Source organism: Rickettsia sp. TH2014 (assembly GCF_019249195.1).
In the GTDB taxonomy this organism is placed as follows: Bacteria; Pseudomonadota; Alphaproteobacteria; order Rickettsiales; family Rickettsiaceae; genus Rickettsia; species Rickettsia felis.
The window spans coordinates 1-19,523 of record NZ_MXAX01000306.1; the positions used below are offsets into that span (position 1 = coordinate 1).

Consider the following 19,523-nt stretch of genomic DNA (forward strand, 5'->3'; position numbering starts at 1 on the left):
CTGTAAGATTAAATCTTGACTTCTACAATTGTAATATTAGCCTATTTATAAGATTTTGTACAATAATATTAATATTTTTATATAAAACCTAAGATTACCCAATCATTTTTTCAGGAACTACTATTTTATCAAATTCTTCTTCGGATAAAAGATTGAGTTTTTTAGCTGCTTCTTTTAAAGTTATTCCGAGCTTATGTGCTTCTTTAGCAATTTTTGCAGCATTATCATAGCCTATATGCGGATTAAGAGCAGTAACAAGCATTAGAGATTTATCACGTAAATCATTAATGCGTGCTATATTGGGTTCTAATCCTTTAACGCAGTGAGTAACAAAGCTATTTACGCTATCGGATAACAGCTCTATAGATTGTAGGATATTGTATATTATTACAGGTTTAAATACGTTAAGTTCAAGATGTCCGTTTGAGCCGGCAATAGTAACCGTAACATGATTTCCCATCACCTGAATGCATACCATTGTTAAAGCTTCGACTTGGGTAGGGTTTACTTTACCTGGCATAATCGAAGAGCCGGGTTCATTCTCAGGTAAATGCAGCTCACCAAGACCGCATCTTGGGCCGGAGCCGAGCAGTCTTATATCATTTGCTATTTTCATTAAGCTAACTGCTATAGTATTAAGAGTGCCTGAAAATTCTACTAGCGCGTCATGGGCAGCTAGACTTTCAAATTTATTAGGAGCCGTTTTAAAAGGTTGTTTAGTAAACTCTGCCACTTTCTCGGCAAATTTTATATCAAAGCCTATTTTTGAGTTAATAGCTGTGCCGACTGCCGTTCCACCTTGAGCAAGTAGATAAACTTTTTTTAGTGCATCTTCTATGCGTTCTAAAGCATACTCTATTTGTGTAATATATCCGGAGAATTCCTGTTTAAGAGTTAAAGGAGTTGCATCCTGCAAGTGGGTACGTCCTATTTTTATGATTTTATCCCAATCTTTTGACTTGTCTTGCAAAGAGGTAAGTAAATTATTCAAAGCCGGTATAAGTTGCTGTTTAGTTGCAAGTATTGTTGCTATATGCATAGCGGTTGGAAAAGAGTCGTTGGATGATTGTCCTTTATTAACATGATCGTTAGGATGTACTGGAGATTTGCCGCCTTTCTTGCTTGTTAATTCTTCATTAGCAATAGAGGCAATAACCTCGTTCATATTCATGTTTGTTTGTGTACCTGAACCTGTTTGCCAAACTACTAAAGGAAAATTATCATCAAATTCACCTGCTAAGATTCTATCCGTGGCTTTATCGATACTTGTAGCTATTTTAGCTTCTAAATCACCAAACTCATAATTAACCTGTGCTGCACATTTTTTTAAAATAGCAAGAGCACGAATTAAAATTTCAGGCATTTTTTGTTTGCCTATTTTAAAATTTTCTAAAGATCTTTGAGTTTGAGCCCCCCAATAAAATTTTTCTTCTATCTGAATTTCTCCAAAAGAATCGCTTTCGGTTCTGTAATTTTTCATAAATTGTTAAATGTTATATAATTGTCTATTTTTTTCATAAAATGATCACTTACTACATTCAAATCTAATTGCTGGGCTAATTTAGCAAAGCTATAATATAATTTGTCTGTTAAAGAAGCTTTTTTTAGATTCTTAGCAATAAATATTAATGTGCTTTCTATCATAAGATTACGATTAAAACTATAAAATTTTTGCCAATGCTCGTTATATTTAGGTTCAGAAGATTCTATATAATCGGAATATATAGGTTTAGTAATTACTGCTTTACCTTGATATATATCAAATATAGTATCATTAATTAATCTTTCATTCTTGAGGTTATTGATCACTTTATCAAAAAAATTATTTAATATATCCGTTGTTATCTCTTCTTCTGTAAGTTCATTTATAAATATGTTTAATTGTTTTTCAAAACTCTCGATAATTTGTTCATTTGGTCTCCTTTTCATGACTTTTCTCTCAAATTAATTGATATAATAAAAGTTTATGACTTTAATTTTAGTAGACTAAATATTTATATCGAAGTAAATAAAAAACAATATTTGATTTATTAAAAATATTATTTATGTAATGAATGAAAAATTATAGAAGCGGCATTTGATACATTAAGACTTTCTACTCTCTTAGAAATAGGGATTTTGGCTAGATAATCACATGTTTCTTCGACTAATCTTCGCATGCCTTTATCTTCTGAGCCAAATACTAATGCCATTTTGTCGGAAATTAATTTATCGGTAAAGTAGTCATTTGCAGAGCCTGTCAGACCTATAATCCAAAAGCCGTGTTTTTTAAGATAATTCATACATGAGCGTAAGTTAGTAACTTTAATTATATGTATTAATTCTAAAGTACCGCAAGCCGCTTTAGCAATGCTGCCGCTTTCATTCGGAGAATTATCTTGAGGTAATATTATAGCATTTATATCAAAAGCAGCGGCACTACGAATAATTGCTCCAATATTTTGTGTGTCTGTTATTTGATCAAGAATCGCAATTTTACATTTTGGGTTTTTTATATCTACGTCCTCTAGATTGTAAGAAAAAATTGGTCTAACTTTTGCAGCTATTCCTTGATGTGTTTGGTTTTCCAGTAATTTAGATAAAATATCGTTATTAACAATTTCATAAGATCTAGTACCTATTAATTTTTTGTTTGTATCAAAAATTTCCCTAGTGCATAAAATATTGTCAATTTGACGTTTTGGATTATTTAGAGCAGAAAATACAGGATGTTTCCCATACATATAATAACAATTTTTAGAATCAAGTTTTTTATTTTGCATCTTATTGAAAACCGTCAGTAATTTGTTCTTGACAGAAACTACTATTTATTATAGAAAGTTACAACTAAATAAATGTGCAAGCTGCTATTTGTTTATTTGATGATTCGGCAATAAGTTTTATTAAGTCCTAATACTAATTATATATTGTATTTTACAGTGAATTAGTCTATTTAATACAGTAAAGTTCTTTAGGAGGGGTGGCCGAGTGGTCAATGGCAGCAGACTGTAAATCTGCCCGCGTAAGCGTTCGAAGGTTCGAATCCTTCTCCCTCCACCACTTAAATGGTTCAGGGAAGCGTATCATTTTATTTTAAAAGATTCATGTATATATGTTTAATTTTATTTAAAAATAAAACATAATTGTGTATATTTATAAATTTAAATAAAATTGATATAGCATTGTTAACAAAATAGCTTTGACATTATTTTATTAACAGTGCCACAATGCGGGTGTAGCTCAATGGTAGAGTTCCAGCCTTCCAAGCTGGCTGTGTGGGTTCAATTCCCATCACCCGCTCCAGAGATAGTGGTAACAAATAAATTTAGCAAAAAATGCACTTATAAAAAATTAACTTGTATTAAACCTAATTGTAGAGAGTAATAACATGGCAAAAGCAAAATTTGAACGAACTAAACCGCACGTTAATATAGGTACGATCGGCCACGTAGATCACGGTAAAACTTCCTTAACGGCAGCAATCACTATAGTACTTGCTAAGACAGGTGGAGCAAAAGCTACAGCGTATGATCAAATTGATGCTGCTCCCGAAGAAAAAGAAAGAGGTATAACTATTTCTACTGCACACGTAGAATATGAGACTAAAAATAGACACTATGCACACGTAGATTGTCCGGGACACGCTGACTATGTAAAGAACATGATAACCGGTGCCGCTCAGATGGACGGTGCAATATTAGTAGTTTCTGCTGCTGATGGTCCTATGCCGCAAACTAGAGAGCATATATTACTAGCAAAACAGGTAGGTGTACCTGCTATGGTAGTATTCTTAAATAAAGTAGATATGGTGGATGATCCTGATCTATTAGAACTAGTAGAGATGGAAGTAAGGGAATTATTATCAAAATACGGTTTCCTGGGTGATGAAATACCTATTATTAAAGGTTCTGCACTTCAAGCTTTAGAAGGAAAGCCTGAAGGTGAAAAAGCTATTAATGAGTTAATGGATGTAGTAGATAGCTATATACCGCAACCTACTAGAGAAACTGACAAACCTTTCTTAATGCCGATAGAAGATGTATTTTCTATTTCAGGAAGAGGTACGGTCGTAACCGGTAGAATAGAATCTGGAATAATTAAGGTAGGTGAGGAAATTGAAATAGTTGGTCTTAAAGATACACAAAAAACTACCTGTACCGGTGTAGAAATGTTTAGAAAATTACTTGATGAAGGACAAGCTGGAGATAACGTCGGTCTGTTACTACGTGGTACAAAGAGAGAAGAAGTGGAAAGAGGACAAGTGCTTGCGAAACCCGGTAGTATAAAGCCACATGATAAGTTTGAAGCTGAAGTATATGTGCTTAGTAAAGAAGAAGGTGGGCGTCATACACCGTTCACTAATGACTATCGTCCGCAGTTCTATTTTAGAACGACAGACGTTACCGGTACAATAAAATTGCCTGCTGATAAGCAGATGGTTATGCCTGGAGATAATGCTACTTTTACAGTGGAATTAATTAAACCGATTGCTATGAAAGAAGGGTTAAAATTCTCTATACGTGAAGGTGGTAGAACAGTAGGTGCCGGCGTAGTAACTAAAATAAATAATTAATTGATTTTATAAATACCTATTATTTTTTAATAATAGGTATTTATATTTTAAGGTGTCTGAAAAACATCTTGCTGTTTAAATATTAGGTTTACTGAATGAAAAATAAAATCAAAATTCGTTTAAAATCATTTGATCACCGTAGTCTTGATCAAGCTACAAAAGAGATAGTTAGTGCTGTTAAAAGAACATTTGCTAACATTAATGGTCCTATTCCTTTACCTAGAAAAATTGAAAGATTTACCGTAAATAGGTCTCCTCATGTACATAAGAAGTCAAGAGAGCAATTTGAAATTAGAAAGCATAAAAGATTATTAGTTATAGACGATCCGAATCCGGCGGTTGTTGATGCTTTAAGTAAAGTTGATTTAGCAGCAGGTGTTGATGTAGTGATTGAATTAGAGAGTGGGGAATAAATGAGAACCGGTATAATTGCTCAAAAAATTGGGATGACTAGTGTTTTTAATGATAAAGGAGAAAGAATTTCTTTGACATTAGTAAAAGTTGATGATTGTCAAGTGGTAGGGCATAAAACTCTAGAAAAACATGGATATAATGCTTTGGTTATAGGTATAAAAGATAAAAAGATATCTAGAGTAACTAAGCCTATGAAACAAGTTTTTGCTAATGCTAAAATATCTCCTAAAACTAAATTAAAAGAATTTAGAATTTCTGAAGAGAATTTTATTGATATAGCAGCAAGTCTAGAAGTAGATCATTTTACGGCAGGACAATTTGTGGATATAACGGCAACTACTATAGGTAAAGGGTTTGCCGGTAGTATGAAAAGACATAATTTTAGAGGTCTTGAAGCTTCTCACGGTGTTTCTATATCCCATCGTTCCCACGGTTCTACAGGACAAAGACAAGATCCAGGAAAGGTTTTCAAAGGCAAAAAAATGGCTGGTCATATGGGATGTAACCAAGTTACTATTCAAAATTTGAAAATATTTGCCGTTGATAAAGAGCGTAAGCTTATTATGATTCAGGGTAGTATACCTGGTCACAAAAATTCGTATCTTTCAGTAAAAGATGCAATAAAAAAGATTTCAATAACTGTATAATAGATATTTAGATATGTTTGTTGAGGTTAAAGATTATTAAATTAACAAAGCACCATGCAATATTATTTATATAAAAGTTTTATATAAAACTGTATAAGGTTAAATAAAGATGAAAACTAAAATATTAAGTCTTGCTAATGAAGAAGTTGGTGAGATTAGCTTAAACGAAGATATATTTGCTGTTGAATTTATCAGAGATGATATAATAAAGCAGGTTATTGATTGGCAGAGAGCTAAAGCAATGTCCGGTAACCATAAAACTAAAACAGTATCAGAAGTATCAGGAACCACAAAAAAACCTTTTAAGCAAAAAGGTACAGGTAATGCAAGACAAGGCTCCCTTAGATCGGTACAGATGCGTGGCGGTGGTGTAGCTCACGGACCTAGAGTACGTAGTCATGCAACAAAATTACCTAAAAAAGTACGAAAACTTGGTTTAATTCATGCTTTATCCGAGAAATTCGCTGAAGGAAAATTATTAGTAATAGATTCTTTAACGCTAGATAAGCCTAACACTTCTGCTCTTGTAAATATATTAAGCAAATTTCAAGGAAAAAGTTTCTTTATAATAGATGGAAATGAAGTAGATACTAATTTTTCTTTAGCTGCAAAAAATATTTATAATACTGTGATTGTTCCACAAATAGGGGCAAATGTTTATGATATAATACGATATGAATATGTCCTATTATCACAAGAAGCAGTGAGCGTTTTAGAAGAGAGGTTAAGATGAGTTCTTATAAATATTACGATTTAATTAGAAAACCTATTATTACAGAAAAAACTACAACCCTTTCGGAACAAAATAAATACGCTTTTTATGTAGATAAATTTGCTGAAAAACTTACCGTTAAAAAGGCTATAGAAGAAATATTTAAAGTAAAAGTAAAAAAAGTGAATATTTTAAACGTTAAAGGTAAGAAGAAAAGATTCAAAGGAATTATAGGGACTCAAATCAATAGAAAGAAAGCTATTGTTACATTAGAAAAAGACCATAATATCGATTTTGCCGGAGGAATTAAATAAATGGCTTTAAAAAACTTTAATCCAATTACTCCTTCTCTTAGAGAGTTAGTTCAAGTTGATAAAACTAGTTTATGGAAAGGCAGACCTTTAAAATCTTTGACCAAAGGTATATCTAAAACCGGTGGACGAAATAATCAAGGTAGAGTCACTTCTTGGCACAGAGGTGGAGGACACAAAAAATTATATCGTATTATTGATTTTAAAAGAAATAAAATAGATATTTCTGCTATTGTTGAAAGAATAGAGTATGACCCTAATAGAACTGCTTTTATTGCTTTGATAAAATATGAAGATGAGGAATATTCTTATATTCTAGCACCGCAAAAATTATCTGTAGGTGATAGAGTAATATCAAGCCAAGATGCTGATATAAAAATAGGAAATTGTTTACCTTTAAAATTCATTCCTATCGGTACTACTTTACATAACGTTGAAATGAAAGTGGGTAAGGGTGGTCAAATTGCAAGGTCTGCAGGCACTTCAGTAGATCTAGTGGGTAAAGATTCAGGGTATGCTCAGATTAAATTAAGATCAGGTGAATTTAGGTTAGTACCTTTAGATTGTAAAGCTACTATAGGTAGTATATCTAACCCGGATCAAAAAAATATTAATTTAGGCAAAGCAGGTAGAAATAGATGGCTCGGTTGGAGACCGCATGTTAGAGGTGTAGCAATGAATCCTGTAGATCACCCTCATGGCGGTGGTGAAGGTAAAACTTCAGGAGGACGCCATCCTGTTACTCCTTGGGGATTCCCAACAAAGGGTAAGAAGACACGTAAAAATAAACGTACTTCAAAATTTATCATAAAGAAAAGAAAATAGATTTTAAATTAATTAGGTATTAGTATGGCGCGTTCAATATGGAAAGGGCCTTTTGTAGACGGTTATTTAATAAAGAAAGTTCAAAAATTAATGGAATCAGGTAAATCTGAAATGATTAAAACTTGGTCTAGAAGATCAACGATTCTGCCTATTTTTGTAGGGTTTACCTTTTCTGTTCATAATGGAAATAAATTTATTCCAGTTTCTGTAAATGAAGAAATGGTTGGAAGAAAATTAGGTGAGTTTGCTCCTACTAGAACATTTCACGGTCATGGAGCAGATAAAAAAGTCAAAAGAAAGTAAAGATTTATATGGTACAGGAAAATAAAAATTTTGCTACGGCAAAAGCTAAATCTATTAGAGTAAGTCCAAGGAAGTTAAATTTAGTTGCAGCTTTTATTAGAAATATGAAAGTATCTGAAGCATTGGTACAATTAACTTTTTCTCCTAAAAGAATTGCAAAAGTTGTAAAAAATTGTTTACAATCTGCTGTTGCAAATGCTGAAAATAATTTAGGTCTAGATATAGATAGATTGGTTATTACTAAGGCGACCGTAGGTAAGGCTTTAGTAATGAAAAGAGTTATGCCAAGAGCAAAAGGAAGAGCAACTAGAATCAATAAGTTTTTTAGTAATCTTTATATAACTGTTACAGAAAAAGAGGATAATTAAAATGGGGCAGAAAGTTTGTGCACATGGTTTTAGAGTTGGACCGACTTTAATTAAAGGTTGGGATTCCATATTATATGCAGAAAAACATTATAAAACTCTTTTTATACAAGATTTAAAAATTAGGGATTTAATAAATAAGGGTTTTAATCAAGCTCAAGTTAGTAGAGTTTTAATTGAACGTCCTTCTAATAAAAGTATTATAATTAATATTAATGCCAAAAAACCAAATATCATTATCGGTAGAAACGGTAGTGAAATTGATAAACTAAAAAAAGCTATCGAGAAAATGACTTCTTTAAAAGAAGTTTATATAAATATCCACGAAGTTAGAAAATTTAATATAAATGCTGCTATAGTAGCTCAAACTATAGCACTACAGCTTGAAAAAAGAGTTTCTTTTAGAAAAGCTATGAAAGCAGCAATTCATGCTTCATTTAAACAAGGTGGACAAGGTATAAGAGTTAGTTGTTCAGGACGACTTGGAGGTGCTGAAATTGCTAGAACCGAGTGGTATATAGAAGGAAGAATGCCGTTACATACTTTAAGAGCTGATATTGATTATTCAACAGCTGAGGCTATAACTACTTATGGAGTTATAGGGGTTAAAGTGTGGATTTACAAAGGTGAATATACAGAAAATAAAAGATATAATTAATTTTAAGTATTAAAATGTTAGCTCCGAAAAAACAAAAATTTAGAAAAGCTCATAAAGGTAGAGTTGCTTCAAAAGCAAAAGCAGGTACAACGCTCGCTTTTGGATCATTTGGTCTAAAATCTATAGACGGTTGGCGTGTTACTGCAAGACAAATAGAAGCAGGAAGAAAAGCTGCTACTAGATGTATGAAAAGGCAAGGAAGATTATGGATTCGTATTTTTCCGGATGTTCCCGTTTCTAAAAAGCCTGCCGAAGTAAGAATGGGTAAAGGTAAAGGTTCTCCTGAATTTTTTGCAGTTAGAGTTTCGCCTGGAAGAATTATGTTTGAAATTGAAGGGGTAGAAGAAAATGTTGCACTTAGAGCTTTGGAGCTTGCAAGTGCAAAATTACCTGTTAGAACAAGGATAGTGAGACGTTATGAATGATTTAAAATTATTAAGAAGTAAGTTATCTACCGAAACAATAGAAGAGCTTTATAAAAACCTTAATCTTTTAAAAAAAGAATTGTTTAATTTAAGATTTCAACAAGCTTTAGGTGAGTTAAAAAATACTAGTAGGTTTTCGTTAGTCAAAAAGTCTATAGCACGTATTAAAACTGAATTAACAAAAAGATCTAATAGTGAGGAATATTAAAATGCCGAAAAGAGTGTTACAAGGCGTGGTTATAAGTTCAAAAGCTGATAAGACGGTTACAGTAAAAGTAGAAAGAAAGTTTAAGCACCCTATTTATAAAAAGTTCGTGAAAGTATCTAAAAAATATGCTGCTCATGATTCAGAAAATAAATATCAAGAAGGAGATAAAGTTAGTATAATTGAAAGTCGTCCTATCTCAAAAACCAAAACATGGTTAGTGGTAAATGGGGAATAAAGTTTTTTAATCTTTGACTTTATAAGGTAGATTGTTTATTTTATCTCTCGTATATAAAAAATTGGAAGTAGTTTATGATTCAAATGCAGAGCATCTTGGAAGTTGCAGATAATTCCGGTGCTAAAAAAGTTATGTGTATTAAAGTTTTAGGTGGCTCTCACCATATGACGGCAAAGCTGGGTGATGTTATAGTTGTATCTGTTAAAGAAGCTATACCCGGCGGTAAGGTTAAAAAGGGTGATGTTTATAAAGGCGTGATTGTTCGTACAAAGACCGGAGTAGTAAGACCTGACGGTAGTACAATAAAATTTGATAAAAACGCATTGGTGCTTTTGAATAAACAAGATGAACCTATCGGTACTAGAGTTTTCGGTCCTGTTACAAGAGAACTTAGAGCGAAAAAATATGTTAGAATAATGTCGCTTGCAGAGGAAGTGTTATAAATGATTAAATTAAAAGTAAAAAAAGGTGATGAAGTTGTTGTTATTACCGGAAAGCACAAAGGAAAAAAAGGTAAAATATTAAAAGTTTTTCCTGAGGACAGTAAAGTAATTGTTTCTGGAGTAAATTTAGTAAAAAAGCATACTAAACCTAATCACATGAGTGAAGGCGGGATAATAACTAAAGAATTACCTATACATATCTCAAATATTGCACACATCGATCCAAAAACTGGTAACCTTACCAAAGTAGCTTTTAAATTCTTAGAAGATGGTTCTAAGGTTAGAGTAGCAAAGAAATCAGGGGAAATTATCGGTAAGGAAGGTAAATAATGTTAAGATTTAAAGAATTATATCAGCAAAAAATTATTGAAAACTTACAAAAAGAATTTTCTTATAAAAATAAGCATGAAATACCGCAAATTAAGAAAATTGTTATAAATATGGGAGTAGGGGAAGCGATAGCTGATTCTAAAGTAATTAATAATGCGGTAAATGATCTTACTTTGATTTCCGGTCAGAAGCCGGTTGTAACGTTAGCAAGAAAATCTATTGCAACCTTTAAGTTACGTGAAAGTATGAAAATAGGCTGCAAGGTTACATTACGTAAAGATAGAATGTATGACTTTTTAGAAAGGCTAGTAATTGTTGCGTTACCTCGTGTTAAAGAATTTCGCGGTTTTTCTTATAAAAGTTTTGACGGTAAAGGAAATTTTACTCTTGGATTAAAAGAGCAGATAGTTTTTCCTGAAATTAATTACGATAAAATCGATACAATAAGAGGTATGGATATTACAATCGTTACATCTGCTAAAACAGATAAAGAAAGTAAGTTTTTGTTATCAGGGTTTAATTTACCTTTTTATAATTAATTTTTAGGATATATATAATGGCAAAAGTAAGTTCTATAAAAAAGAACGAAAGTAGGAAAAAAAAATCACAAACTTTACATAATAAACGTTCAGCACTAAAAAGTAAAATTTATGATAAAAATATTTCATTAGAAGAGCGTTTTGCTTTGGTAATGTCACTTGCACAATTACCTAGAAATTCATCATCTACTAGAATAAGAAATAGATGTGAGCTTACAGGTAGACCAAGAGGTGTTACAAGAAAATTCGGTATATCTAGGAATAAGCTTAGGGAATTAATAGGTAGAGGCTTAGTTCCCGGTGTAGTTAAGTCAAGTTGGTAAAAGTCGATAGGTAAATAATATGTCAATGACGGATAATGTAGCAGATATGTTAACTAGAATTAGAAATGCTTATAAAAGCAAATTGATAAATGTTTCTTTTCCTAGTTCTAAAATTAAAACTTCAATTTTAGATGTTTTGCAAAAAGAGGGTTATATAAAAGATTACGTAACTACTCAAAAAAATAATATTAGTTATACTGAGGTAGCTTTAAAATACTCCGTAAACGGTGATGCTTCTATATGTGAAATTCATAGAGTGTCAAAGCCTGGAAAAAGAGTATATTCTGCTATTAAAGATTTGAAAGGATATTATAATAATATGGGTATATATATTCTTTCTACTCCTTACGGTGTTATGTCTGATAGAGAAGCTCATATCAAAAATGTCGGCGGCGAAGTAATTTGTAAAGTATTTTAAGGTAAAAAAATGTCACGTGTTGGAAAATTGCCGATTACTATACCTGAAGGTGTAAAAGTTGGTTTAAATGATTTAGAAGTAAAAATATCCGGACCTAAAGGCGAATTATCAAAAACTTTTAAAGGTAATATAGCAATTTCATTGGCAGAAAATCAGCTTTTAGTAAAACCTTTAGCCGCAAATAAAAATGCACGTGCTATGTGGGGTACTGCAAGAAGCATAATATCAAATATGGTTACCGGCGTTAAAGAAGGGCTTAAGCTTAAACTCGAAATTAACGGAGTCGGTTACAGAGCAATGGTAAAAGGTAAATATTTAAATTTAATGCTTGCTAAAAGCCATAATACAAAAATTGAAATACCTTCAGATATTAAAATAGAGGTACCTAAACAAAATATTATTATTCTTGAGGGAACAGATAAAGAAAAATTAGGACAATTTGCCTCAATTATTATAAAACAGAGACCACCTGAGCCTTATAAAGGAAAAGGAATTAAATTTGAAAATCAATTTATACCGCGTAAAGAAGGTAAGAAAAATTAAATTTAAGAGTTAAATATGCGTAGTGCTAAGCTAAAATTTGAAAAAAGAAGAAGTAGAATAAGACATAAAATATCTAAAACATCTAATAGAGTGAGATTGTCGATATTTAAATCAGGTAGACATATATATGCACAAATTATTGATGATGCTAAGGCTATAACGATTGCTTCTGCTTCAACTTTAGATGAGAAAATAAAAAAATTAAAAAAATCTCATTGTAATATTGAAAATGCTATCAAAGTAGGTGAGGCAATAGCAAAAAAAGCTGATTCTGTAGGGATAAAAGAAGTAGTATTTGATAGAGGCGGATATAAGTATCACGGTGTTGTAAAAGCTCTAGCTGATGCAGCTAGAGAGAAAATAAAATTTTAGGTTATAAGGTTGTAGTAATGTCTAAAGTTAAAAAAAATGAAGAGACTTTAAGCGAAGTTTTAGTTGATGTAAATAGAGTCACAAAAGTAGTAAAAGGCGGTAGAAGATTTGCTTTTTCTGCTTATGTAGTTGTCGGTGATAAAACTGGTAGAGTCGGAGCGGGGCACGGAAAAGCTAAAGAAGTAAACGAAGCTCGAGGAAAAGCAAAACAAGCCGCTAAAAAGAGAATGATGAAAGTGCCGTTATATCAAAATAGGACCATTCACCATGACGTTGTCGGTAAAAGCGGAGCTGCTAAAGTGATTTTAAGAAGAGCTAAAGCAGGTACAGGCGTTATAGCCGGAGGGTCTATGAGAGCAATTTTTGATTCTTTAGGCGTTCATGATATTGTTGCTAAATCAATAGGTTCAACGAATGTTTATGCAATGATTTCTGCAACATTTGATGCCTTAAATAAACTTGCATCACCAAAATCTATTGCTATGAGAAGAGATAAAAAAGTAAATGAAATATCTGTAAAATACTCTGATATTCAAGTTAATGAATAATGTTGCGTTAAGTATAGGTGAAGTTATGAATAATAATATAAAAATTACTCAAATTAAAAGTGCTATAGGTCGTAAGTATGATCAAAGATTGACATTAGTTGGGCTTGGTTTAAACAAAATTAATAAGAGCGTTATTCTTGAAAATACTAATTCAATCAAAGGGATGGTCGAAAAAGTAAAGCATTTGTTAAAAATAGAAAATATGTAATTAGAGTTTTTAAATGAAATTAAATGAATTATATAATAATATAGGTGCTAAAAAAAATAAGAAAAGAATAGCACGCGGTATTGGTAGTGGTAAAGGAAAAACCGGTGGTAGAGGAATTAAAGGTCAAAAATCTAGATCTGGCGTTGCAATAAGAGGTTTTGAAGGTGGTCAAACACCTATGATCAAAAGACTACCTAAAAGAGGATTTAATTGCATTTCAACTAAAAAATACAATATAATAAATATTTATAATATTGAAGAAGCATTAGCCGATGGGCGTTTAAGTGCTGCTGATACTATTACAAAAGAAAAATTGGTAGAAGCTGGAGTAGTTAATAATAAAAATAATAAAAAATTAGTGAAATTATTATCTATTTGTAGTGATGATTTTGTTTCTCCCCTATCATTAAAATTAGATGCTTATTCTTCTAAAGCTAAGGATTTAATCGAAAAAGCAGGTGGAAAATTATTATAGTATATGGGGCAGAATTTTTCTAAAAAATCCGGTAATGATTTAGTTAGTCGCATTGTTTTTACTATTCTCATTCTTATAGTATGTAGATTTGGGTCTTTTATACCTATACCCGGCATAGATTCAATTGCTTTAAGTAGTGTGGCTGAAAAGAATCAATCCGGAATACTCGGAATGTTCAACATGCTATCCGGAGGATCGCTAGGTAGAATGTCTATTTTTGCTTTAGCAATTATGCCGTATATTACCGCCTCAATTATTATCCAATTAATGTCAGTTGCATATAAACCTTTAGAAAATTTAAAAAAAGAAGGGGAAGTAGGTAAAAGAAAAGTAAATCAGCTATCGAGATATTTAACGGTTCTGCTTGCTTCTTTTCAGGCTTATGGAGTTGCTATAAGTTTAGAGTCGATTGTAACAAATACAGGTCCTGTAGTAATTTTAGCGGGTCTTTTCTTTAGGGTTACAACCGTAATTACTTTGGTTGTAGGCACTATGCTATTAATGTGGTTAGGAGAACAAATTACACAACGCGGAATAGGTAACGGTACATCCTTAATTATATTTATAGGCATAATTTCAGGAGTACCTAGTGCTATTATTAGTATGTTTGAATTATCAAGAAAAGGAGCATTATCGCCTTTAATAGCGTTAGCTGCTTGTATTGGAGTAGTTGTATTAATAGCTATAATTATATTTTTTGAAAAGGCCCAAAGAAAATTATTGGTGCAGTATCCTAAAAGACAAGTAGGAAATAAAATTTATGGAGGGGAAGCAACGCATATGCCTCTTAAATTAAATACTTCTGGTGTAATACCTCCAATATTTGCTAGTTCAATTTTACTATTTCCTGCTACGCTTGCTAATTTTTCTAATAGTAATTCAGAAACTATGGGCATGCTTACTTATTACTTAGGGCATGGAAAACCCGTATATATTTTATTATATATAGCATTAATTATGTTTTTTAGTTTTTTTTATACTGCAATAGTATTTAATTCTGAAGAAACTGCTAATAATTTAAGAAAATACGGTGCTTATATTCCGGGTAAAAGACCAGGGAAAAATACATCTGATTATTTTGATTATATACTTACAAGGCTTACGGTTATAGGTGGGATATATTTAAGTGTAATATGTGTAATTCCGGAGCTATTAATGAATAAGTATGTAATTTCTCTTTCGTTAGGAGGTACGAGTTTTTTAATTGTAGTGAACGTGGTACTTGATACTATGACTCAGATTCAAACTTACTTATTTAGTAGTAAGTATGAAGGTTTAATGAAGAAAGTAAAATTAAAAAATTAAAAATGAGCTTAAATAGTGATAGTAATTTTTTTAGGTCCTCCAGGAGCCGGAAAGGGAACACAAGGAAAAAAGATAGCTAAAAAAAATGATTTACCACATATAGCAATCGGTGATATATTTAGAACAATTATTAAAACATCAACTAGTGCAGCAGAGTTAATTAATAATTATGTTAAGCAAGGTGAGCTCATCCCTAATGAAATAGTTAATCAAGTAATTAAAAATTTTTTATTATCCTCTGAATACAAAAACGGCTATATATTAGATGGATATCCACGCAATTTAGAGCAAGCAAAATTCTTTGAATTATTTATTAAAGAAAAAATTAAAATAATATATTTTGATGTTTCAGATGAATTATTAATTAAAAGAGTTTTAGGAAGATATAGTTGTAAAAATTGCGATAAAATATATAATAGTTACTTCTTGCAGCCTAAAACTGATAATGTATGCGATGTTTGTGGTTCAAGTACATTTGACTATAGAAAAGACGATAATGAAGAAGTAATAAAAAAAAGAATTGAAGTATATAAAACAGAAACATATCCGTTAATAGATTATTATAAGAATAGTGGTAATTTTTATATAGTTAATGGAAGTAAAAATGAACAAGAAATAGAAATTGATATACAGGAAATACTAAAAATAAATTGACTTTATCAAAGATTTTTATATTATTTTCTAGTTACCAGTAAAATTTTGGAGATTATTTGTGGCAAGAATTGCAAGTGTTAATATTCCCGATAATAAACGCTTAGTTGTGAGTTTAACTTACATTTACGGTCTTGGACTTACTATGGCAGCAGAGATCTGTAATAAAGCAAAAATATCGAAAGATAAAAAAGTTAAAGAACTTACGGATCAAGAGTTAATAAGCTTACGTAATATTATTGAAAGTGAGTATAAAGTTGAGGGTGATTTAAGACGAGAAGTTACGCTTAATATTAAAAAGAAGAAAGATATAAGATGTTATCAAGGGCTTAGACATATACGTAAGTTGCCGGTGAGAGGACAGAACACGCATTCTAATGCTCGAACTAGAAAATGTAAAGCTATTGCGATAGCTGGAAAGAAAAAAGCTGTAAAATAATAGTTTAAGTATAGAGTATAAATAATGAATCAGACGGTTAAAGTTAAGAAAAAGAAAAAAACTATCACTCTGGGTGTTGTGCATATCCGAGCATCATTTAATAATACTATAGTAACATTTACTGATATTCAAGGTAATACTATCTCTTCTGCATCGGCAGGAGGTAATGGGTTTAAAGGGGCAAGAAAAGCAACACCTTATGCAGCTCAAGTAACAATTGATAGAGCATCGGAAAAAGCAAAAGAATATGGTCTAAAAACTATTTCTATTAGGATTGGAGGGCCGGGAGCTCAGCGTGAATCAGCAATGAGAGCTTTATTCGGGCAAAATTTTGTGGTTACATCAATTTTAGATGTATCGTCAATTGCTCATAATGGAGTAAGACCGCCAAAAAGAAGAAGAGTATAAGAGAATCATAGGTATTAAATGTTATCGTTAAGTAAAAATTGGAATACTTTAATAAAGCCGAATAAAGTCGCTTATGAAAATTTTCCGGAAACCAATAATAAAGCTAAAATTGTAGTTGAACCTTTAGAAAGAGGTTTTGGTTTAACACTCGGTAATGCTATGAGAAGAGTATTACTTTCTTCTTTACAAGGAGCAGCTATCACTTCTATAAAGATCCCTGCTATAGAACACGAATTTTCTTCTATACCCGGTGTAAAAGAAGATGTATCGGAAGTGATTTTAAACATTAAAGGTATTGAAGTAAAAATGCATGTTGCGGAAAAACGTATCATGAAATTAAAAGCAACGGGACCTTGTGTTATAACGGCCGGTATGATTGAAACAGGTCATGATGTAGAAATACTGAATCCGGATCATGTAATTTGTAATCTAGCTAAGAACAAACAGCTCGAAATGGAATTAACTTGTAAGGTTGGTAAAGGATATGTACTTAGCACAAATAGCTATGAGGATAATTTACCTATTGGTGAAATAGCTATAGATGCTTTATTTAACCCGGTAAAGAGTGTTACTTATAAAGTAGAAAATACTAGGGTAGGTCAGGTTACCGACTATGATAAATTAATTATGTTTGTAGAAACTAACGGTGATTTATTACCTGAAATGGCTGTAGGTTTAGCTGCACGTATTCTACAAGAGCAATTACAATTATTTATTTCTTTTGAAGAACAGGAAGAAGATAAACAAGTTAAAACTGATGCTTTACCGTTTTCACCTTATTTACTTAAGAGAGTTGATGAATTGGAATTATCGGTTAGATCGGCAAATTGCTTGAAAAATGATAATATAATATATATAGGGGATCTAGTAAAAAGAACGGAATCCGATATGCTAAGAACTCCAAATTTCGGTAGAAAATCTTTAAATGAGATTAAAGAAATATTGGCAAAATTTAATTTAAGATTCGGTATGGATGTACCGGATTGGCCACCGGAAAATATTCAAGAATTATCTAAACGTTATGAAGATTCTTATAATTAAGGACTAATAAAAATGCGACATAAAATTAAAGGTAGAAAATTAAATGTAACAAGTAGTCATAGGCAAGCAATGCTCGCTAATATGGCTGTAGCACTTGTAACCCATGAACAAATTAAAACTACTTTACCCAAAGCTAAGGAATTAAGACCTTACATTGAAACTCTAATTACTAAAGCTAAAAAAGCTGATTTAACGGCAAGAAGAAGCGTTCTACCAAAAATAAAAGATAAAAAAGCAGTAGAAAAGCTTATAAATATTTTAGGTACCAGATATAAAGATAGACCTGGCGGTTATACTAGAATAATAAAAGCCGGATTCCGTTATGGTGATTTAGCACCGATAGCATATATTGAATTTGTAGATAGAGATATTAATGCTAAAGGAAATATACAGCAAGATGCTAATGAAGAAATTAAAAATTAAAATATAAGGGACTTGGTAATGGCTAATCATTCTTCAGCAAAAAAAGCTGCTAGACAAACAGTAAAAAGAACTCTAATCAATAGAAAAAGATCTAGTGCAATAAAAACTTTTATAAAGAAAGTTGTACATGAAATTAGTCTTGGTAATAAAGAAAATGCTAACTTAGCTTTATCTGTTGCTCAGTCTAAGATAATGCAAGGTGTGAAAAAAAATATAATTAAATTAAATACAGCCTCAAGAAAAATCAGCAGGTTGTCAAAACAAATAAAAAGTTTGAACGAAAGTAAATAACACTTTATAGATAATCTAAAAGCAAGAGCTAATAAAATTTTGCTAAATTAATTATATATACTTCTTATTAATTATAAATAATGTTATTTTACTAATTAATAAAAAATATGGGCGATTAGCTCAGCTGGTAGAGTATCTCGTTTACACCGAGAGTGTCGGCGGTTCGAGTCCGTCATCGCCCACCAACCGAAAGTTTTTAGTATTTCAACGAAAACATCAAGCAATCCACGAGCCTTAAACTCAAGCTTTTCAGTCTTAAATGTTACAATAGTTAAATCTATCAAGAAAAACAGTATCTTTATGAAATGGCATTTCTAACTAAGTATATATTAGTTAATAGTTTAATACCACTACAAGAAAATTACGGAGTAATTGCTAAGACAATCCAGTTAAAAACACTAAAATTATTAGTATTTTTTATTGTTTTTATGGACCCCGTGATCAAACCTATAGTACCGGACAGTTTTTGAAAAGACCTCTATGCCATCCCCGCGAAAGTGGGGATACAGAACAAAAAATCTTAATTTCAAAGATTTTTTATTCTATCGTTTTTTTTAAATAAAGCTTTAAAAAAGCTTTATTTGACTAGATGCCCGCCTACGCGGGAATGATATAGAATAGAAATTGTCCGGTACTATGGATCAAGCCACGGGGTGACACAGTGGGTTTTACCGGTCCACGCAACAATGCCACGCGGGAATGACATGGAACGAAAAATATCCAGTACTATAGTCTTGACCATGAGATCCAGAACTTTTTAAGATTTTCTGGATACCGGGAACAAGTTCCAGTGTGACAGTTTATATCTTTTTTATCTCACTTTAGTCGTAGTTACGTATTTCATTATAATATTACATTACTTGGCTGATCTTTTTTGAAACCTGCGGTCAAGCGAGCTAGGATGATATGGGTGGAATCGATCCACGTAATAATGCTATATCGTGGTCAACAAGCTATGATATGACGCTGAATAAATTTTCTGATTCATACGAGTTTTTAGAATCTTTTATATAGCATAATTCATAAAGCTTGATACAAGCGAATTTTGTACTATCGCCTTTGCTTACATGTAGAAGTCAAGATTTAATCTTACAGACATTATAAAAATTAT

The 19,523-nt window shown here is 31.6% G+C and carries 33 protein-coding genes and 3 tRNA genes; 33 read left to right on the top strand and 3 right to left on the bottom strand.

Going from position 1 to position 19,523, the window contains the following annotated elements:
• Positions 1 to 94: 94 nt before the first annotated feature.
• The 3 genes from fumC to rlmB form a co-directional block, all read right to left on the bottom strand.
• Positions 95 to 1,480, bottom strand: coding sequence for a class II fumarate hydratase (fumC, locus tag KYQ89_RS07155; protein WP_218461017.1), 1,386 nt, complete (start codon positions 1,478 to 1,480; stop codon positions 95 to 97).
• Positions 1,477 to 1,929, bottom strand: coding sequence for a hypothetical protein (locus tag KYQ89_RS07160; RefSeq protein ID WP_218461018.1), 453 nt, complete (start codon positions 1,927 to 1,929; stop codon positions 1,477 to 1,479). The genes fumC and KYQ89_RS07160 overlap by 4 nt, the downstream gene beginning before the upstream one ends.
• A 110-nt stretch (positions 1,930 to 2,039) precedes the next feature.
• Entirely contained in the window at positions 2,040 to 2,762 is a 723-nt protein-coding gene (gene rlmB / locus KYQ89_RS07165; RefSeq protein WP_218461019.1) for a 23S rRNA (guanosine(2251)-2'-O)-methyltransferase RlmB, read from the bottom strand.
• A gap of 191 nt (positions 2,763 to 2,953) precedes the next feature.
• On the opposite strand from rlmB, the gene KYQ89_RS07170 reads away from it, so the two are divergent.
• The 33 genes from KYQ89_RS07170 to KYQ89_RS07330 all read left to right on the top strand — a co-directional run bounded on the left by KYQ89_RS07170 (position 2,954) and on the right by KYQ89_RS07330 (position 18,882).
• Positions 2,954 to 3,039: transfer RNA gene (locus tag KYQ89_RS07170), tRNA-Tyr, on the top strand.
• Between the two features lie 169 nt (positions 3,040 to 3,208).
• Positions 3,209 to 3,282 (top strand) — tRNA-Gly (locus KYQ89_RS07175).
• 85 nt (positions 3,283 to 3,367) lie between these two features.
• Entirely contained in the window at positions 3,368 to 4,552 is a 1,185-nt protein-coding gene (gene tuf, locus KYQ89_RS07180) for an elongation factor Tu (RefSeq protein ID WP_218461020.1), read from the top strand.
• A 95-nt stretch (positions 4,553 to 4,647) separates the two neighbouring features.
• Complete coding sequence (gene rpsJ, locus KYQ89_RS07185) at positions 4,648 to 4,965, top strand: 30S ribosomal protein S10 (RefSeq protein WP_011270629.1); 318 nt, start codon at positions 4,648 to 4,650, stop codon at positions 4,963 to 4,965.
• Entirely contained in the window at positions 4,966 to 5,613 is a 648-nt protein-coding gene (gene rplC, locus KYQ89_RS07190; RefSeq protein ID WP_218461021.1) for a 50S ribosomal protein L3, read from the top strand.
• Positions 5,614 to 5,722: 109 nt separating this feature from the next.
• Positions 5,723 to 6,346 carry a 50S ribosomal protein L4 gene (gene rplD, locus KYQ89_RS07195; protein WP_218461022.1) on the top strand — a complete coding sequence of 208 codons (624 nt, stop codon included), beginning with the start codon at positions 5,723 to 5,725 and terminating at the stop codon, positions 6,344 to 6,346.
• A complete protein-coding gene (gene rplW / locus KYQ89_RS07200; RefSeq protein WP_011270632.1) occupies positions 6,343 to 6,639 on the top strand; it encodes a 50S ribosomal protein L23 in 297 nt (98 codons plus the stop codon). Before rplD ends, rplW begins: the two co-directional genes overlap by 4 nt.
• Positions 6,640 to 7,461 (top strand): 50S ribosomal protein L2, encoded by an 822-nt coding sequence (gene rplB / locus KYQ89_RS07205; protein ID WP_218461023.1) that lies wholly within the window; start codon positions 6,640 to 6,642, stop codon positions 7,459 to 7,461.
• 24 nt (positions 7,462 to 7,485) lie between these two features.
• A complete protein-coding gene (gene rpsS, locus KYQ89_RS07210) occupies positions 7,486 to 7,764 on the top strand; it encodes a 30S ribosomal protein S19 (RefSeq protein ID WP_008580964.1) in 279 nt (92 codons plus the stop codon).
• A gap of 8 nt (positions 7,765 to 7,772) precedes the next feature.
• Positions 7,773 to 8,132, top strand: a complete 360-nt coding sequence (gene rplV, locus KYQ89_RS07215) for a 50S ribosomal protein L22 (RefSeq protein ID WP_010421669.1) — start codon at positions 7,773 to 7,775, stop codon at positions 8,130 to 8,132.
• A gap of 1 nt (position 8,133) precedes the next feature.
• On the top strand, positions 8,134 to 8,787 hold the full coding sequence (rpsC, locus tag KYQ89_RS07220) for a 30S ribosomal protein S3 (RefSeq protein WP_218461024.1): 654 nt from the start codon (positions 8,134 to 8,136) through the stop codon (positions 8,785 to 8,787).
• A 14-nt stretch (positions 8,788 to 8,801) separates the two neighbouring features.
• Entirely contained in the window at positions 8,802 to 9,212 is a 411-nt protein-coding gene (gene rplP / locus KYQ89_RS07225; protein WP_011270636.1) for a 50S ribosomal protein L16, read from the top strand.
• Positions 9,205 to 9,420: a 50S ribosomal protein L29 gene (gene rpmC / locus KYQ89_RS07230; RefSeq protein ID WP_004596213.1), complete on the top strand. Its 216-nt coding sequence runs from the start codon at positions 9,205 to 9,207 to the stop codon at positions 9,418 to 9,420. The genes rplP and rpmC overlap by 8 nt, the downstream gene beginning before the upstream one ends.
• A gap of 1 nt (position 9,421) precedes the next feature.
• Positions 9,422 to 9,655, top strand: coding sequence for a 30S ribosomal protein S17 (gene rpsQ, locus KYQ89_RS07235; protein WP_039594825.1), 234 nt, complete (start codon positions 9,422 to 9,424; stop codon positions 9,653 to 9,655).
• Between the two features lie 74 nt (positions 9,656 to 9,729).
• On the top strand, positions 9,730 to 10,098 hold the full coding sequence (rplN, locus tag KYQ89_RS07240) for a 50S ribosomal protein L14 (RefSeq protein WP_218461025.1): 369 nt from the start codon (positions 9,730 to 9,732) through the stop codon (positions 10,096 to 10,098).
• On the top strand, positions 10,099 to 10,428 hold the full coding sequence (gene rplX, locus KYQ89_RS07245; protein WP_218461026.1) for a 50S ribosomal protein L24: 330 nt from the start codon (positions 10,099 to 10,101) through the stop codon (positions 10,426 to 10,428).
• On the top strand, positions 10,428 to 10,967 hold the full coding sequence (gene rplE / locus KYQ89_RS07250; RefSeq protein ID WP_218461027.1) for a 50S ribosomal protein L5: 540 nt from the start codon (positions 10,428 to 10,430) through the stop codon (positions 10,965 to 10,967). The genes rplX and rplE overlap by 1 nt, the downstream gene beginning before the upstream one ends.
• Positions 10,968 to 10,984: 17 nt before the next feature.
• Positions 10,985 to 11,290 (top strand): 30S ribosomal protein S14, encoded by a 306-nt coding sequence (rpsN, locus tag KYQ89_RS07255; protein WP_218461028.1) that lies wholly within the window; start codon positions 10,985 to 10,987, stop codon positions 11,288 to 11,290.
• Positions 11,291 to 11,309: 19 nt separating this feature from the next.
• Positions 11,310 to 11,708: a 30S ribosomal protein S8 gene (gene rpsH, locus KYQ89_RS07260; RefSeq protein ID WP_011270641.1), complete on the top strand. Its 399-nt coding sequence runs from the start codon at positions 11,310 to 11,312 to the stop codon at positions 11,706 to 11,708.
• Positions 11,709 to 11,717: 9 nt separating this feature from the next.
• Positions 11,718 to 12,251, top strand: a complete 534-nt coding sequence (gene rplF, locus KYQ89_RS07265; RefSeq protein ID WP_218461029.1) for a 50S ribosomal protein L6 — start codon at positions 11,718 to 11,720, stop codon at positions 12,249 to 12,251.
• Between the two features lie 15 nt (positions 12,252 to 12,266).
• Positions 12,267 to 12,623 (top strand): 50S ribosomal protein L18, encoded by a 357-nt coding sequence (gene rplR / locus KYQ89_RS07270; protein WP_218461030.1) that lies wholly within the window; start codon positions 12,267 to 12,269, stop codon positions 12,621 to 12,623.
• Positions 12,624 to 12,640: 17 nt separating this feature from the next.
• On the top strand, positions 12,641 to 13,171 hold the full coding sequence (gene rpsE, locus KYQ89_RS07275) for a 30S ribosomal protein S5 (protein WP_218461031.1): 531 nt from the start codon (positions 12,641 to 12,643) through the stop codon (positions 13,169 to 13,171).
• A gap of 25 nt (positions 13,172 to 13,196) precedes the next feature.
• Positions 13,197 to 13,379 carry a 50S ribosomal protein L30 gene (gene rpmD, locus KYQ89_RS07280; protein ID WP_218461038.1) on the top strand — a complete coding sequence of 61 codons (183 nt, stop codon included), beginning with the start codon at positions 13,197 to 13,199 and terminating at the stop codon, positions 13,377 to 13,379.
• A gap of 13 nt (positions 13,380 to 13,392) precedes the next feature.
• Positions 13,393 to 13,854: a 50S ribosomal protein L15 gene (rplO, locus tag KYQ89_RS07285; protein ID WP_218461032.1), complete on the top strand. Its 462-nt coding sequence runs from the start codon at positions 13,393 to 13,395 to the stop codon at positions 13,852 to 13,854.
• Positions 13,855 to 13,857: 3 nt separating this feature from the next.
• Positions 13,858 to 15,159: a preprotein translocase subunit SecY gene (secY, locus tag KYQ89_RS07290; protein WP_218461033.1), complete on the top strand. Its 1,302-nt coding sequence runs from the start codon at positions 13,858 to 13,860 to the stop codon at positions 15,157 to 15,159.
• 15 nt (positions 15,160 to 15,174) lie between these two features.
• Positions 15,175 to 15,813 carry an adenylate kinase gene (locus KYQ89_RS07295; protein ID WP_218461034.1) on the top strand — a complete coding sequence of 213 codons (639 nt, stop codon included), beginning with the start codon at positions 15,175 to 15,177 and terminating at the stop codon, positions 15,811 to 15,813.
• Between the two features lie 58 nt (positions 15,814 to 15,871).
• Complete coding sequence (gene rpsM / locus KYQ89_RS07300) at positions 15,872 to 16,249, top strand: 30S ribosomal protein S13 (RefSeq protein ID WP_218461035.1); 378 nt, start codon at positions 15,872 to 15,874, stop codon at positions 16,247 to 16,249.
• 24 nt (positions 16,250 to 16,273) lie between these two features.
• On the top strand, positions 16,274 to 16,657 hold the full coding sequence (gene rpsK, locus KYQ89_RS07305; protein ID WP_008580920.1) for a 30S ribosomal protein S11: 384 nt from the start codon (positions 16,274 to 16,276) through the stop codon (positions 16,655 to 16,657).
• Between the two features lie 18 nt (positions 16,658 to 16,675).
• Positions 16,676 to 17,698 (top strand): DNA-directed RNA polymerase subunit alpha, encoded by a 1,023-nt coding sequence (locus KYQ89_RS07310; RefSeq protein ID WP_040256091.1) that lies wholly within the window; start codon positions 16,676 to 16,678, stop codon positions 17,696 to 17,698.
• A gap of 12 nt (positions 17,699 to 17,710) precedes the next feature.
• Positions 17,711 to 18,121, top strand: a complete 411-nt coding sequence (gene rplQ / locus KYQ89_RS07315; protein ID WP_218461036.1) for a 50S ribosomal protein L17 — start codon at positions 17,711 to 17,713, stop codon at positions 18,119 to 18,121.
• Positions 18,122 to 18,139: 18 nt separating this feature from the next.
• On the top strand, positions 18,140 to 18,412 hold the full coding sequence (gene rpsT / locus KYQ89_RS07320; protein ID WP_218461037.1) for a 30S ribosomal protein S20: 273 nt from the start codon (positions 18,140 to 18,142) through the stop codon (positions 18,410 to 18,412).
• Positions 18,413 to 18,521: 109 nt separating this feature from the next.
• A tRNA-Val gene (locus tag KYQ89_RS07325) sits at positions 18,522 to 18,597 on the top strand.
• Positions 18,598 to 18,717: 120 nt separating this feature from the next.
• Complete coding sequence (locus tag KYQ89_RS07330; RefSeq protein WP_218461039.1) at positions 18,718 to 18,882, top strand: hypothetical protein; 165 nt, start codon at positions 18,718 to 18,720, stop codon at positions 18,880 to 18,882.
• The last annotated feature ends 641 nt before the right edge of the window (positions 18,883 to 19,523 follow it).